We start from the raw sequence: 13,837 nt of genomic DNA, 5'->3' as shown, positions 1-13,837 counted from the left end.
CGTGGCCTCCTCTGCGGACCCGGCGGCCGCGCCCGTCGGCCGGAGCCGGGTCGCCCTGTTCTCGATCGTCGCCGTCGTCGTCGTCGCGCTGGACCAGCTCACCAAGTGGTGGGCGGTCGAGCGGCTCGACGGCCATGACCCGATCCCCGTGGTCGGCGACCTGCTGACCTTCCGATTCGTGCTCAACCCCGGCGCCGCGCTCGGCACCGGCGCGGGCTACACGATCGTGCTGAGCGCGATCGCCATCGCGGTGACGATCACCCTCATCGTGATCGCCCCCCGGCTGCGCGACACCTGGTGGGCGGTGGGGCTGGGGCTGTTCCTGGGTGGAGCGGTCGGTAACCTGATGGATCGGCTGTTCCGTGAGCCCGCGTTCCTGCGTGGTCACGTGGTGGACTTCATCGACTACGCGGGATTCTTCGTGGGGAACGTGGCCGACATCGCCCTGACCGTGGCGGCGATCGTCATCATCTGGCGCTCGTGGCGTGGTCACCGCTTCGACGGAACGAGAGAGCCTACGTGACCCACGACGACCCGACCGAGCAGCGCAGCGTGTACATCCCCGAGGGGCTGGCGGGCGAGCGGGTCGACGTCGCCCTGGCCCGGCTGTTCGGGGTGTCCCGCACGCGGGCCGGCGACCTGGTCGCCGACGGACTGGTGCTGCTCGACGGCGCCCAGCCGATCAAGTCCGAGCGCGTCGAGGCCGGCGCCCTGCTCGAGGCCACGATCCCCGCGCCGCGCCGCGCGGTGATCGTGCCGAGCGCGGTCGACGGGATGAGCATCGTCCACGAGGACGACGACATCGTCGTGGTCGACAAGCCCGTGGGCGTCGCCGCCCACCCCGGCATCGGCTGGGACGGGCCCACCGTCTCGGGCCATCTCGCCGGTGTCGGCGTGCGGATCTCGACCAGTGGCGCCCCCGAGCGCCAGGGCATCGTGCAGCGACTCGACGTCGGCACGAGCGGCCTGATGGTCATCGCCAAGTCCGAGCGCGCGTACACGATCCTCAAGCAGGCGTTCCGCGACCGCACGGTCGACAAGACCTACCACGCGCTGGTCCAGGGTCATCCCGACCCGCACACCGGCACGATCGACGCGCCGATCGCGCGCCATCCCAAGCACGACTTCAAGTTCACGGTCCGCGCCGACGGCCGCCCGAGCATCACCCACTACGACACGCTCGAGGCGCACCGGTACGCGTCGCTGCTCGACATCAAGCTCGAGACCGGCCGCACCCACCAGATCCGCGTGCACATGGCCGCGATCAAGCACCCGTGCGTCGGCGACCCGCTCTACGGCGCCGACCCGGTGCTGGCCAAGCGCGTCGGCCTCGAGCGCCAGTGGCTGCACGCCGTCCGGCTGGGCTTCATCCACCCGGGCACCGGCGAGCCGGTCGAGTACGAGAGCCCGTACCCGGCCGACCTGCAGCACGCGCTCGACCTCATCCGCGACCTGGACTGAGCCGAGCCGCTCCGCGACACCCGGTGCGGAGCCGAGGCGCCGGACGCGTCCGGCACAATGGGCCCATGAGCCATGTCGTGCGCCAGTCGGAGAAGTTGAGGGATGTCCTGTACGACATCCGCGGCCCCGTCAGCGCGCGAGCTGCCCAGCTGGAGGCCGAGGGTCACCGGATCCTCAAGCTGAACATCGGCAACCCCCAGCCGTTCGGCTTCGATGCGCCCGCCGAGATCCTGCAGGACGTGATCGCCGGCCTGCCGACCTCGCAGGGTTACTCCGACTCCCGCGGCATCCAGTCCGCGCGCCGCGCCGTGGTGCACCACTACCAGCTGCAGGAGGGCTTCCCCGCCCTCGACATCGACGACGTGTGGCTCGGCAACGGCGTCAGCGAGCTGATCCAGGTCGCGTTGCAGGCCCTGCTGGACAACGGCGACGAGGTGCTGATCCCCGCGCCGGACTACCCGCTGTGGACCGCGGTCACGAACCTCGCCGGCGGCCGTCCCGTGCACTACCTGTGCGACGAGGCCAACGACTGGAACCCCGACCTGGCGGACCTCGAGTCCAAGATCACCGACCGGACCAAGGTCATCGTGGTCATCAACCCGAACAACCCCACGGGCGCGGTCTACAGCCGCGAGACGCTGACGGCGATCGCGGACCTGGCCCGCAAGCACGACCTGGTCCTGATGTCGGACGAGATCTACGACAAGATCCTCTACGACGACGCGGTCCACATCCCGATGGCCAGCGTGGCCCCGGACGTCCTGACCCTGACCTTCAACGGCCTGTCCAAGGCCTACCGGGTCTGCGGCTATCGCGCCGGCTGGGTCGTCGTGACCGGTCCGCTGGAGCGGGCCCAGGACTACCTCGAGGGCATCACCTTGCTGGCCTCGATGCGGCTGTGCCCCAACGTGCCGGCCCAGAACGCCATCCAGGTGGCGCTCGGCGGCTACCAGTCGATCAAGGAGCTGATCCTGCCCGGCGGGCGCCTGCTCGAGCAGCGCGACACGGCGGTCAACGAGCTGCGCAAGATCCCGGGCGTCAGCGTCGTCGCGCCGCGGGGCGCCCTGTACGCGTTCCCGCGTCTGGATCCCGAGGTCTACCCGATCAAGGACGACCAGCAGCTCGTGCTGGACCTGCTGATGAGCGAGAAGATCCTGCTGACGCAGGGCACGGGCTTCAACTGGCCCGATCCCGACCACCTGCGCATCGTCACCCTGCCGTGGTCGCGCGACCTGGCCGAGGCGATCCAGCGGATGGGCAACTTCCTCAGCAGCTACCGCCAGGCCTGACGTCGGTCAGCGTCCTCGCATCCGGTCGAGCCAGCCGCGGCGGGGCGCGTCCAGGGCGGGCGCGTCCGGGACCTCGACGGCGACCGGTGGCGGTGCGGCCTGATCGGCGAAGTCCCGCTTGCGCCAGGTGTGCTTGAACGCCGGGTCGGGCGTGCTCCAGCCCGGGCCGTAGATCGTCTCCAGGTAGGTGACCGGATCGGCGGGCAGGGGACACGAGATCCCCAGCAACTCGCCCCGGCTGATCGGGAACATGCTCGATCGGGCCAGGGCGGCGCGGGTCCCGGGGTACCAGGAGACGCGATCACCCTCGAACAGGCCGGAGAAGACGTCGATGTGCTTGCCGCCGGGCCGCGCGACGTGCCGGTGGCCGAAGAAGTCGCCCTTGACGACGAAGCCGCGGGCCCGGAGGAACTCCTCGACGCGGGCGTGTGCCTCGGGCAGCGTGGCGGCCTCGTCGGGCTCGAAGGCGATGATCAGGTCGAGGTCGTCGTCGTGGGGGATCAGGTCGCCGTCGCGGACCACCGCCAGAGCGGCCCCGTACCCGAAGCAGACGTTCGGCGTCAGGTCACGCAGGGCGTCGGCGACCGACACGGCGAACTCGATGTAGTCCAGCTTCTCGGACTCGGACCAGAACCGGAACGAGCGCAGCGGACCATGGGCCGTCCACTCCAGCGAGCGCTCGCGCAGGAGTTCGTCGTTCACCGCGGCCACGTACGCGCGACGGCCGTCGTCGGACAGTGTCCGCTTGAGCTCCTTCACGGCCGCACGCGCCTCGCCGTAACGGCCGGTCAGCGTCTGGGTCAGGGGACCTGCCAGCCGGGCGTACTCGTCGCGGGCCTCGACGGGCACGGCGGCGACCGACTCGTCCACGAACGCCCGGACCTGCGCGGCGCGCTGGTCGGCCTCGTGAACGGTCACGAGAGGCTCGCCGGGTGACCCGATCTGGACGCGGATGGCGCGGTTGAGCACGACGGCGCGTCCGGGGAGTCCACGCAGTCGCACTCCGGTGATCTCGACCGGGGGCTCGAAGGTCAGCTCGACCCACGGCTGTTGCTCGGCCTGGGTGTGGACGGCGATGCCGCTGGGATGCTCGGCGTCGAGCAGCCGGACCGGTTCGAACGCGGCGCGCGTGTCGCCGTGCCAGCTGCTGGCCGTGACGGTGCTGCGGGCCACGAGCTGCTCGGTCGAGAGTCCCTCGGTCGTCGTGACTCCCACGGACTGCAGCTGCAGGGCCACGTGGGCGCCGACGTCGACCCGGACGCGGTCGACGGTCGTGGGGGTGACGTCCACCCGCAGCTCGCCACCGGGGGACAGGAAGTCCAGATCGGGGAACCGCTCACGCGCCTGACGGATCGTGCCGCGCAGTGCCTGCTCGAGCCCCGACACGCTCAGCGCCTCACGAACAGCGCCCGGGCCACATAGGCGTCATCCTGCTTGTACTTCGCGAAGCCGAAGCCCTCGACCGCGTAGGTCACCTCGAAGCCGTGCAGCACGGCCTTGGCGTTGAAGGACGAGGGGTTGACGAAGCGCCGGTAGTGGGCGCCGGTCACCTTCGCGCCACTGGAGTCGCGCACCGTCCGGTACTCGACGGCGAGTCGGTCGCCCGGGGACGTCAGCCGAGCCGCGAGGTCGAGGAAGGCGGTCTCCTCCTCGTCGGTGATCGCGTGCACGAAGAACCGGGCGTACACGAGCGTGTTGCCCGCCTCGACCCGCAGTTGGGACGCGAGGTCGGGCTGGTCGATCGTGGCGGCGACGAAGGTCGCCCCCTCGCCCAGCGTCGCGGCCAGGGCCGAGCACGCGTCCACGGCCGCCTTGGACCCGTCGACGCCGGTGACGTCGTGTCCGTGGGACGAGAAGAACAGCGAGTCCCGCCCGGCGCCACTGCCGAACTCGAGGATGCGGGTCGGTCCTTCGAGCTCGCCGGCCACGAAGGTCGCGAACTGCGACGGCAGCGGGCGCCGCGCCGTGCGGGTGCTGGCGTAGTAGGCGTTCCAGTACGACTCGCGCTCGGCATCGGACTCGTGCGAGACGGTGGGGTCGGTCATGTGCTCTCCGAGGGTACGGGCCGCGGGCCGGCCGGTGGATGGTCGACAGAGTACGCGCCCGGCCGGCCGATGCGGTGGCGGCGCCCGGGGTCAATCTGCGGCGCGGAACGTCCGGCGGATCTCGCGGGCGCCGCGCTCGTCGAGCTCGCGCAACTGGGTCGCGATCTCGGAGCTGGTCCGATGCGCGTGGGCGAGGTCCTCGCGGATCTGCTCGAAGTGGTCCTTCCACGTGCGCTGGAAGCCGTTCATGCTGCCCACACGCTCGTCCTCGGGTGTCATGCGGCCCTCGCGGATCGACAGCCGGATGCCGGGCAGTCGCTCGCTCAGCTGCGCGATGGCGCGCGCGCACTCCTGGATCTGCTCGCCCACCGAGGCGATGTCGTCCGGCCGTGACAGCCGCATCGGATCGGGGGCCTGCTCGCCTCCCGAGACGATCGCCGTGGCGATGGCCTTCTCGTGGCGGGGGAGCTGCTCGATCACCTGCTGGTCGAGCCGGTGGACGGGGCGCAGCGCCTCGACGAGCTCCTCGAAGGCGGCGTGGACGCTCTGGCGGTAACGCTCGGCGGCCTGCTCGGCCTTGCCGTTCATGATGGCCACGGCGCCGTGCCGGTCGGTGAACTCCAGTCCGGTCAGGCGACGCAGCGGCCCGTCGAACTGGTCCAGGACCTGCTGGTCCATCGCGCGGATGAGCTGGCGGGCCTCGGTGGGGGGATCGATCTCGCGGTCGTCGTGGTGACCGCCTGCGCGGAACTCACGATCGAGGTGGGCGGGGCCCCGCTCCGTCTGCTCGCCCTTCGCGGCGCGCTCGCGCTCGGCCTGCTCGGCCCGTTCGCGTTCGGCGCGACGCTCGGCCCGTTCGCGCTCGGCCCGCTCGGCGGCCTGGTTGAGCGAGTCGATCTCGGTGCGCAGCTCCTGGCGCGCCAGCCGCCAGCGCCGGCGGGTGTCCTCCAGTGCCACCTGCGCATCGGTGAGCAGGTCACCTTGTCGGCGGACCAGCTCGGACAGCTCGGTCAGCTGGTCGGCATCGGCCTCGAGCACCCGGCCCAGCTGGCCGGCGACCCGCGACATGGCACGAACCGTCGGTCCGCGGGTCTCCTTCGGCGCGTCCGCCTGGCGCAGTCGTTGGGCCAGGTCCTTGACCTCGGCGACCAGGTCCTGGAGGCGCTCGGCGCCCTGGTGCAGCCGGTCGGGATCACCCGGCAACGCGATCGCGTCGGGATGGAATCTGGTCACCATCTGCAGCTCCGCGGTCATGCTTCCCCCCCGAGATCTGGATTTTGCTGGCACATTCCTACCACCGATCGCGACGTTTCGACCTTCGTAGGGGTGATTTCTGTCGGCGGTGTGTCCCATGATCGAGGGATGAGCGACATGATCCGCGCGACCGGACTGGTCAAGCGCTACGGCGACGTCGAGGCCCTGGGGGGACTCGACCTGGCGGTGCCCGAGGGCACCGTCCTGGGTCTGCTCGGGCCCAACGGTGCGGGCAAGACCACTGCGGTCCGCATCCTGACCACCTTGTTGACCCCCGACGAGGGGCAGGCCACGGTGGCCGGCGTCGACGTGGCGGCCGACCCCGACGGGGTGCGACGGCAGATCGGTCTGTCGGGTCAGTACGCGGCCGTCGACGAGTACCTGACCGGCTACGAGAACCTCGAGATGGTCGGGCGACTCTATGGGATGAAGGCGAAGGCCGCCGGGGCCCGCGCCCGCGACCTGCTCCGGCGCTTCGACCTGGCCGACGCGGCCGACCGTCCCTCCAAGACCTATTCCGGGGGCATGCGACGGCGGCTGGATCTCGCCGGAGCCCTCGTGGCCGAGCCGCCGGTGATCGTGCTGGACGAGCCCACCACGGGCCTCGACCCGCACGGTCGTCAGCAGATGTGGGAGGTCATCTCCGACCTCGTCGACTCCGGCGCGACGGTCCTGCTGACGACGCAGTACCTCGAGGAGGCCGACCTGCTGGCGGACAACATCATCGTGATCGACCGTGGCCGCGCGATCGCCGAGGGCACGGCCGACCAGCTCAAGTCACAGGTCGGCGGTGACCGCATCGAGGTGGTCCTGCAGGATCCGGCCCACGCGCCTCGGGTCCGCGAGTTCCTGGCCGAGGTCGCCAAGGGCGAGGTCTCGGTCCGCGATCGCGCCCTCTCGGTCGCGGTCAGCGGATCGGGCGCCGACGACCTCATGCAGGTGCTCGGCAACATCCGGGCCGGCGGGATCGACGTGCTCGACATCGGGCTGCGCCGCCCGACCCTCGACGACGTGTTCCTGTCCCTGACCGGCCACGAGGCCGAGGACGGAACGACCGAACAGGAGCAGGTCCGATGAGCACGATCACGCAGCAACGCCGACCGTTCCGCGCGCTCACCGACGGGTGGGTCTGCGCGCGGCGGAACCTCATCAAGATCAAGCGCGTCCCCGAGATCATGGTCTTCGTCCTGATCTCGCCGATCATGTTCGTCCTGCTGTTCGCGTACGTCTTCGGCGGCGCGATCGACGCCGGACCCGGACTGGACTACAAGGAGTTCCTGATCGGCGGGATCTTCGCCCAGACCGTCGTGTTCGGCGCCACCTTCTCGGGAGCGGCGATGGCCGAGGACATGCAGAAGGGCTTCATCGACCGGTTCCGGTCGTTGCCGATGGCGCGCTCGGCGGTGCTGGTCGGGCGTACGGGCGCCGACGTCGTCTACAACGTGCTCTCGCTCATCATCATGGCGCTCACGGGCCTGCTGGTGGGCTGGCGAGCGCACCACGGGATCCTCAAGCTGCTGGGCGCCTTCGCGCTGCTGCTCGTCTTCGCCTACGCCGTCAGCTGGATCATGGCCTGGGTCGGCCTCATCGTGCCGAGCGTCGACGTCATCAACAACGCGTCGTTCATCGTCATCATGCCGTTGACCTTCGTCTCGAACGCGTTCGTGCCGACCGAGTCCTTCCCGAAGTTCCTGCAGCCGTTCGTCGAGTGGAACCCCGTCTCGGCGGTGACCCAGGCGGTGCGCGAGCTGTTCGGCAACGTGCCCGACGGCGTGCCGGTTCCCGACGTGTGGAGCCTGCAGCACCCGGTGATCTACACGCTGATGTGGGTCGTCGCCATCGTGGCGGTCTTCGTGCCGCTGTCGGTGCGGGCCTACGAGAGGGCGACCACCAAGTAGCACCCGAGGGAGGGGCTCCGGCTCGGGCGTGCCCCCGCGATCGTCGCGGGTCGCTCACGTAGTCTGGAGTCCTTCCCCGATCCCTCGGCCGTCCGGCAGCTCTGGCGGCCCGACCACCTGTCCCCGGACCGGGATTGACGATGTAGCGGAGGCCGACGGCGACCATGGCGAGTGATTCGAGCTTCGTGCACCTGCACGTCCACACGGAGTACTCGATGCTCGATGGACACTCGTTGCTCGGAGGGCTCTTCGAGCGCACCGCCGAGCAGCAGATGCCGGCCATCGCGATGACCGACCACGGCAACGTGCACGGCGCGTACGACTTCTGGAAGACGGCCAAGAAGCACGGGGTCAAGCCGATCATCGGCCTCGAGGCCTACCTGACGCCCGGCACGCACCGCACCGAGAAGAAGCGCGTGCGCTGGGGCCGCGGCAACGCCGCCGAGGAGGGCGGCGACGACGTCGCGGGCGGTGGCGCGTACACCCACATGACGATGTGGGCGTCGTCCACCGAGGGGATGCACAACCTCTTCCGGCTGTCGTCGCTGTCGAGCCTCGAGGGCTACTACTACAAGCCGCGCGCCGACCGCGAGCTGCTCGAGAAGTACTCGACCGGGCTCATCGCCACCACCGGCTGCCCGTCCGGTGCCGTCCAGACCCGGCTGCGGCTGGGCCAGTACGAGGAGGCCCGTCGTGAGGCCGCCGAGCTGCAGGAGATCTTCGGCAAGGAGAACCTGTTCCTCGAGCTCATGGACCACGACATCTCGGTCGAGCGCCGGGTCCGCGAGGACCTGCTGCGCCTGGGCCGCGAGCTGGGCATCCCGCCGGTGGCCACGAACGACTCCCACTACACGCACCCGCAGGACGCCGCGGCGCACGACGCGCTGATCTGTGTCGCCTCGGGCAAGCGCATCAGCGACGAGAAGCGGCTGCGCTTCGACGGCGGCGGCTACTACATCAAGTCCGCGGCCGAGATGCGCTCGCTGTGGGAGGACAAGCACGGGATGAAGGAGGCGTGCGACAACACGCTGCTCATCGCCGAGCGCTGCGAGGTCGAGTTCACCGAGTCCACGGGCGGCTACATGGCCCGCGCCGACATCCCCGCCGGCGAGACCGAGGAGTCCTGGTTCCGCCAGGAGGTCTGGCGCGGCATCGAGTCACGCTACGGCGCCGACTTCGGCGACGACGTGCGCGCCCGCACCGAGATGGAGCTCGACATCATCGCCCAGAAGGGCTACTGCGGGTACTACCTCGTGGTCGCCGACTTCATCGGCTGGTCCAAGGACAACGGCATCCGGGTCGGCCCGGGCCGTGGCTCGGGCGCCGGCTCGATCGCCGCGTACGCGTTGCGGATCACCGACCTGTGCCCGCTGAAGAACGGCCTGATCTTCGAGCGCTTCCTCAACCCCGAGCGCCCCTCGATGCCCGACTTCGACATCGACTTCGACGAGCGTCGCCGCGGCGAGGTCATCCAGTACGTCAGCCAGAAGTACGGCACCGACAAGGTCGCCCAGATCGCCACGTTCGGCCGGCTCAAGTCCAAGGCCGCGATCAAGGACGCCAGCCGCATCCTGGACTACCCGTTCGCGATGGGCGACAAGATCACCAAGGCGATGCCCGCCGACGTCATGGGCAAGGGCGTCAAGCTGGCCGAGATCTTCGACGAGTCGCACCCGCGCTACAACGACGGCAAGGACTTCCGCGACCTGCACTCGCAGGACCCCGACGTGCGCAAGGTCTACGACATCGCGCTCGGCCTCGAGGGCCAGATCCGCAACTGGGGCGTCCACGCCGCCGGCGTGATCATGAGCAGCGACCCGCTGCTGGACATCGTGCCGATCATGAAGCGCGAGGCCGACGGCTCGGTCATCACCCAGTTCGACTACCCCATGTGCGAGTCGCTGGGCCTGGTCAAGATGGACTTCCTGGGCCTGCGCAACCTCACGGTCCTCAACGACGCGATCGAGAACATCAAGGCCAACCGCGGCATCGACCTGGTGCTGGAGGACCTGGCGTTCGACGACCCCGAGGCGTACGCGCTGCTGTGCCGTGGCGACACGTTGGGCGTCTTCCAGCTCGACTCGCCGCCGATCCGCCAGCTGCTCAAGCAGATGCAGCCCGACAACTTCGAGGACATCAGCGCCGTCATCGCGCTCTACCGTCCCGGACCGATGGGCGCCGACAGCCACACGAACTACGCCAAGCGCAAGAACGGTCGCCAGGAGATCGACTACATCCATCCTGAGCTGACCGAGGCGCTCAAGCCGATCCTGGGCACGACCTACGGGCTGATCGTGTACCAGGAGCAGGTCATGGAGATCGCCCAGGTGCTGGCCGGCTACTCGCTCGGACAGGCCGACAACCTGCGTCGCGCGATGGGCAAGAAGAAGCGCGAGGTCCTGCAGCAGGAGTTCGTCGGCTTCGAGGCCGGCATGATCGAGCGCGGCTTCTCCAAGGACGCGGTCAAGACGCTGTGGGAGATCCTCGTCCCGTTCGCCGACTACGCCTTCAACAAGGCGCACTCGGCGTCGTACGGCGTCATCAGCTACTGGACCGCCTACCTCAAGGCGCGCTACCCGGCCGAGTACATGGCGGCGCTGCTCACCAGCGTCAAGGACGACAAGGACAAGTCCGCGCTGTACCTGGCCGAGTGCCGCCGCCTGGGCATCAAGGTGCTGCCCCCCGACGTCAACGACTCGGTCGCGAACTTCGCCTCGGTCGGTCCCGACATCCGCTTCGGGCTCACGGCCGTGCGCAACGTCGGCGCCAACGTCGTGGCCGGCATCGTCGAGGCACGCGAGACCAAGAGCGCCTTCACCGACTTCGCCGACTTCCTCGACAAGGTCCCGACCCAGGTGTGCAACAAGCGCGTCCTGGACTCGCTGATCAAGGCCGGTGCGTTCGACTCGCTCGGCCACGGCCGGCGCGCGCTCGCGTCGATCGCCGAGGAGGCGGTCGACCAGTACATCGACATCAAGCGCAATGCCGCGATCGGTCAGGACTCGCTCTTCGGTGCGTTCGAGGAGGAGTTCGACGGCCTGGGCATCACGGTCCCGGACATCGCCGACTGGGAGAAGACCCAGAAGCTCGCCTTCGAGCGCGACATGCTGGGCCTGTACGTGTCCGACCACCCGCTGGGCGGCCTCGAGCACGTCCTGGCCGCCAACTCCGACACCTCGATCGGCACGCTGCTCGACGGCGACCGGCCCGACGGCGACGTCCTGAAGCTCTGCGGCCTCGTCACCAACGTCCAGCGCCGGATGAGCAAGAAGGGCGACACCTGGGCCACGATCACGCTCGAGGACCTCGAGGGATCGGTCGACATCGCCGTCTTCCCGGCCGCCTACAACCTGGCCGCCTCGGTCCTGACGCAGGACTCGCTCGTGGTGGCGAAGGTGCGGGTCCGGCGCAACGACGAGGGCATGGACCTGTCGGCCAACGAGGTCACCCGTCCCGCGATCGGCGAAGGGCGCACCGACCAGCCGCTGGTCGTCAGTCTGGCCACCTCGCGTTGCACGCTCGACACGATCAACGCCTTCAAGCAGGTGCTCGCCGCCCATCCCGGCGTCACCGAGGTCCACCTGCGGCTCTCGGGCAACGGCAAGACCACCACGATGCGGCTCGACCAGGGCCTGCGGGTCTCGACCACGTCGTCCCTGTTCGCCGACCTGAAGGAACTGCTCGGTCCGGGGTGTCTCACGTGAACCGCGTCTCGTGGTCGTTGCTGGGCGTCATGGCGTCCGGGGTCCCGGCCGCCTTCGTGTGGTGGGGCCTGGGCCGTCCGTCGCAGTGGCTGGCCACCGAGCGCGGCCTGGTGCTGACCGAGGAGAACGCCACCGGGCGATTCCAGGTGGTCGCCGTCTTCACCCTCGTGGGGGTCGTGCTGGGGCTGGTGGCCGGTGTCCTGGTCCAGCGGATCACGCGGTCGGCTCAGTGGCAGACCGTCGTGGGTCTGGCGGGGGCCGCGTCGGCGGCCTCGCTGGTGTGCTGGCGCCTCGGCGTCTGGCTCGGTCCTCAGCCGGTCCGTGACGCCACGGGGCTCGAGGTGGGCGATGTCGTCCGCGACCAGTTCGCCGTCGACACGATCGTGCCGTTCCTGCTGTGGCCGCTCGCCGCGGTGTTGGGCTACACGATCACGCTGTACCTGAGCTCGGACGGCGTCGACGAGGACGACGAGCCGTCCGCCGAGGTCAGCGAGCGATCCGCGCCGTGACCGCCTGAGTGTGGGCGATCAGGTCGGCCGGAGCGACCTCGAGGTCCAGGCCCCGCCGCCCACCCGAGACGAAGACCGTCGGATGGGCCAGGGCGCTGGTGTCGACGATGGTGCGGTGCTGCTTCTTCTGGCCGAACGGGCTGATGCCGCCGAGCACGTAGCCGGTCGCCCGCTGGGCGGCGGCCGCATCGGCCAACTGGGCGCGCTTGCCGTCCAGTGCCGCGGCGGCACGCTTGAGATCCAGGCTCCCCGAGACCGGGACCACGGCCACCGCCAGCGTGCCGTCGATGTCGATCATGAGGGTCTTGAAGACGCGCGCGGGATCCAGTTTGAGCGCGTCGGCGGCCTCGAGTCCGTACGAGCGGATTCTCGGGTCGTGCTCGTAGGCATGAACCGTCACCGGCACGCCGGCGCGGTGCAGCGCCACGAGGGCCGGGGTCGCTTCACCGGAGTTCTTCTTTGCCACGAGCGCGAGGCTACCTGTCTTCGGGGTCGTCGCGCTCCAGTACGACACGAACGAGAAGTCCCAGCAGCAGGGCCCAGAACGCTGATCCCACCGACAGCAGCGTCACGCCCGAGGCCGCGAACAGGAAGGTGACGCCCGCGCTGGTGCGGTGGCGCGCCGGCGTCAGCGCGCCCTGAAGAGCCGCCACGAGCGCGCCGATGAGGGCCAGGCCGGCGACGGCCTCGATGATCCCGGCCGGTGCCGCCGCGGCCAGGGCGACCACGACCCCGGCTGCGCCCGCGATGACCAGGTACCCCACGCCTGCCGAGACCGCCGCGAGCCACCGTCGCTCGCGCGGGCCGGCCTCGTCGCCGGCGGCCAGGGCGGCGGACAGGGCCGCGAGATTCATGGCGTGCCCACCGAACGGGGCGACGATCGCGGTGCCCACCCCGGTCGCGACGACCGAGGATCGCCACGGCACCGCGAAGCCGAAGCTGCGCAGGACCGCCGCACCCGGCAGGTTCTGCGAGGCCATCGTGACGATCGTGAGCGGGACGGTGATCCCCACGACCGCCGACCAGGTCCACGTCGGCGTGGTCCACTCCAGCGTGGGTACGAGGGCGCCCGTGTCGAACTCCCGGCCGGACCGCTGCACCGACACCGTGATCGCCGCCACCGCGACCAGCAGCGCCGCGGGCACCGCCCAGCGTGGCCGGACCCGGCTGACGACCAGCCACGCCGCGATGACCGGGGCCACGTATCCGGGCGAGTCGGCCAACGAGACGAACGGTGCCAGGCACAACGGCAGCAGGATCCCGGCCAGCATCGCCTGGGCGATCTCCGCCGGGATCCGGGCGACGAGAGCGCCCAGGAACGGGACGGCACCGATCAGGGCGATCAGCACGCCGGTGACGACGAAGGCGCCGACCGCGGCCGACCACCCTCCGTCGACACCTCCGGTGGAGGCCAGCAGGGCCGCTCCCGGGGTGGACCACGCCAGGGTGACGGGGACCCGGTGCGTCAGCGCCAGGACGATGATCAGCAGCGCGAACCCGACGGTCAGCGCGAACAACCCGCTGGCGGCCTGGGACTCCGACGCGCCGACGGCGCGCAACCCCGCCAACACGACGGCGAACGAGGACGTGAAGCCCACCAGCGCGGTGACGACTCCGGCGGTGATCGGCTGCAGCCGGTCGTGCGCCGCGGGGGAGGGGGACACGCTGTGAGGCTAG

12 protein-coding genes are annotated in these 13,837 nt (G+C 70.1%); 7 read left to right on the top strand and 5 right to left on the bottom strand.

All coding sequences use genetic code 11. The features are described 5' to 3' along the window. Window position 1 precedes the first annotated feature (1 nt). The 3 genes from lspA to GL325_RS03770 all read left to right on the top strand — a co-directional run bounded on the left by lspA (window position 2) and on the right by GL325_RS03770 (window position 2,750). A complete protein-coding gene (gene lspA, locus GL325_RS03780) occupies window positions 2-523 on the top strand; it encodes a signal peptidase II (RefSeq protein ID WP_255467370.1) in 522 nt (173 codons plus the stop codon). Beyond that, the gene (locus GL325_RS03775) at window positions 520-1,461 is read left to right on the top strand and encodes an RluA family pseudouridine synthase (protein ID WP_187768650.1); all 942 of its coding nucleotides are present in this window, start codon (window positions 520-522) and stop codon (window positions 1,459-1,461) included. The genes lspA and GL325_RS03775 overlap by 4 nt, the downstream gene beginning before the upstream one ends. 65 nt (window positions 1,462-1,526) lie before the next feature. Beyond that, window positions 1,527-2,750, top strand: coding sequence for a pyridoxal phosphate-dependent aminotransferase (locus tag GL325_RS03770; RefSeq protein WP_154595268.1), 1,224 nt, complete (start codon window positions 1,527-1,529; stop codon window positions 2,748-2,750). A 6-nt stretch (window positions 2,751-2,756) separates the two neighbouring features. Here the strand turns inward: GL325_RS03770 and GL325_RS03765 are convergent, their stop codons facing one another. The 3 genes from GL325_RS03765 to GL325_RS03755 form a co-directional block, all read right to left on the bottom strand. Continuing rightward, window positions 2,757-4,136, bottom strand: coding sequence for a hypothetical protein (locus tag GL325_RS03765; protein ID WP_187768649.1), 1,380 nt, complete (start codon window positions 4,134-4,136; stop codon window positions 2,757-2,759). A gap of 2 nt (window positions 4,137-4,138) precedes the next feature. Beyond that, window positions 4,139-4,795 carry a bifunctional 2-polyprenyl-6-hydroxyphenol methylase/3-demethylubiquinol 3-O-methyltransferase UbiG gene (locus GL325_RS03760; RefSeq protein ID WP_154595266.1) on the bottom strand — a complete coding sequence of 219 codons (657 nt, stop codon included), beginning with the start codon at window positions 4,793-4,795 and terminating at the stop codon, window positions 4,139-4,141. Between the two features lie 90 nt (window positions 4,796-4,885). Then, window positions 4,886-6,031 (bottom strand): hypothetical protein, encoded by a 1,146-nt coding sequence (locus tag GL325_RS03755; RefSeq protein WP_187768648.1) that lies wholly within the window; start codon window positions 6,029-6,031, stop codon window positions 4,886-4,888. A gap of 126 nt (window positions 6,032-6,157) precedes the next feature. On the opposite strand from GL325_RS03755, the gene GL325_RS03750 reads away from it, so the two are divergent. The 4 genes from GL325_RS03750 to GL325_RS03735 all read left to right on the top strand — a co-directional run bounded on the left by GL325_RS03750 (window position 6,158) and on the right by GL325_RS03735 (window position 12,160). Next, window positions 6,158-7,126 carry an ATP-binding cassette domain-containing protein gene (locus GL325_RS03750; protein ID WP_154595264.1) on the top strand — a complete coding sequence of 323 codons (969 nt, stop codon included), beginning with the start codon at window positions 6,158-6,160 and terminating at the stop codon, window positions 7,124-7,126. Then, window positions 7,123-7,947, top strand: coding sequence for an ABC transporter permease (locus tag GL325_RS03745; protein ID WP_154595263.1), 825 nt, complete (start codon window positions 7,123-7,125; stop codon window positions 7,945-7,947). The genes GL325_RS03750 and GL325_RS03745 overlap by 4 nt, the downstream gene beginning before the upstream one ends. Before the next feature lie 164 nt (window positions 7,948-8,111). Then, entirely contained in the window at window positions 8,112-11,651 is a 3,540-nt protein-coding gene (gene dnaE, locus GL325_RS03740) for a DNA polymerase III subunit alpha (RefSeq protein WP_187768647.1), read from the top strand. After that, complete coding sequence (locus GL325_RS03735; RefSeq protein WP_187768646.1) at window positions 11,648-12,160, top strand: hypothetical protein; 513 nt, start codon at window positions 11,648-11,650, stop codon at window positions 12,158-12,160. The genes dnaE and GL325_RS03735 overlap by 4 nt, the downstream gene beginning before the upstream one ends. Here the strand turns inward: GL325_RS03735 and ybaK are convergent. Together ybaK and GL325_RS03725 are read right to left on the bottom strand one after the other, a co-directional pair. Next, a complete protein-coding gene (gene ybaK / locus GL325_RS03730; protein ID WP_187411857.1) occupies window positions 12,138-12,626 on the bottom strand; it encodes a Cys-tRNA(Pro) deacylase in 489 nt (162 codons plus the stop codon). The two genes, GL325_RS03735 and ybaK, sit on opposite strands and share 23 nt — an antisense overlap. A 10-nt stretch (window positions 12,627-12,636) precedes the next feature. After that, complete coding sequence (locus GL325_RS03725) at window positions 12,637-13,824, bottom strand: benzoate/H(+) symporter BenE family transporter (protein ID WP_222865862.1); 1,188 nt, start codon at window positions 13,822-13,824, stop codon at window positions 12,637-12,639. Window positions 13,825-13,837 lie beyond the last annotated feature (13 nt).

Source organism: Aeromicrobium sp. 636, assembly GCF_024433585.1.
In the GTDB taxonomy this organism is placed as follows: Bacteria; Actinomycetota; Actinomycetes; order Propionibacteriales; family Nocardioidaceae; genus Aeromicrobium; species Aeromicrobium senzhongii.
Note: the sequence above shows the minus strand (reverse complement) of the source record. Positions and strands in the feature narration are given on the sequence as shown.

Coding starts and splice junctions, on each gene's coding strand:
- GL325_RS03750 (WP_154595264.1), top strand. CDS start 6,158: ATGAGCGACATGATCCGCGCGACCGGACTGGTCAAGCGCTACGGCGAC.
- dnaE (WP_187768647.1), top strand. CDS start 8,112: ATGGCGAGTGATTCGAGCTTCGTGCACCTGCACGTCCACACGGAGTAC.
- GL325_RS03755 (WP_187768648.1), bottom strand. CDS start 6,031: ATGGTGACCAGATTCCATCCCGACGCGATCGCGTTGCCGGGTGATCCC.
- GL325_RS03745 (WP_154595263.1), top strand. CDS start 7,123: ATGAGCACGATCACGCAGCAACGCCGACCGTTCCGCGCGCTCACCGAC.
- GL325_RS03760 (WP_154595266.1), bottom strand. CDS start 4,795: ATGACCGACCCCACCGTCTCGCACGAGTCCGATGCCGAGCGCGAGTCG.
- GL325_RS03770 (WP_154595268.1), top strand. CDS start 1,527: ATGAGCCATGTCGTGCGCCAGTCGGAGAAGTTGAGGGATGTCCTGTAC.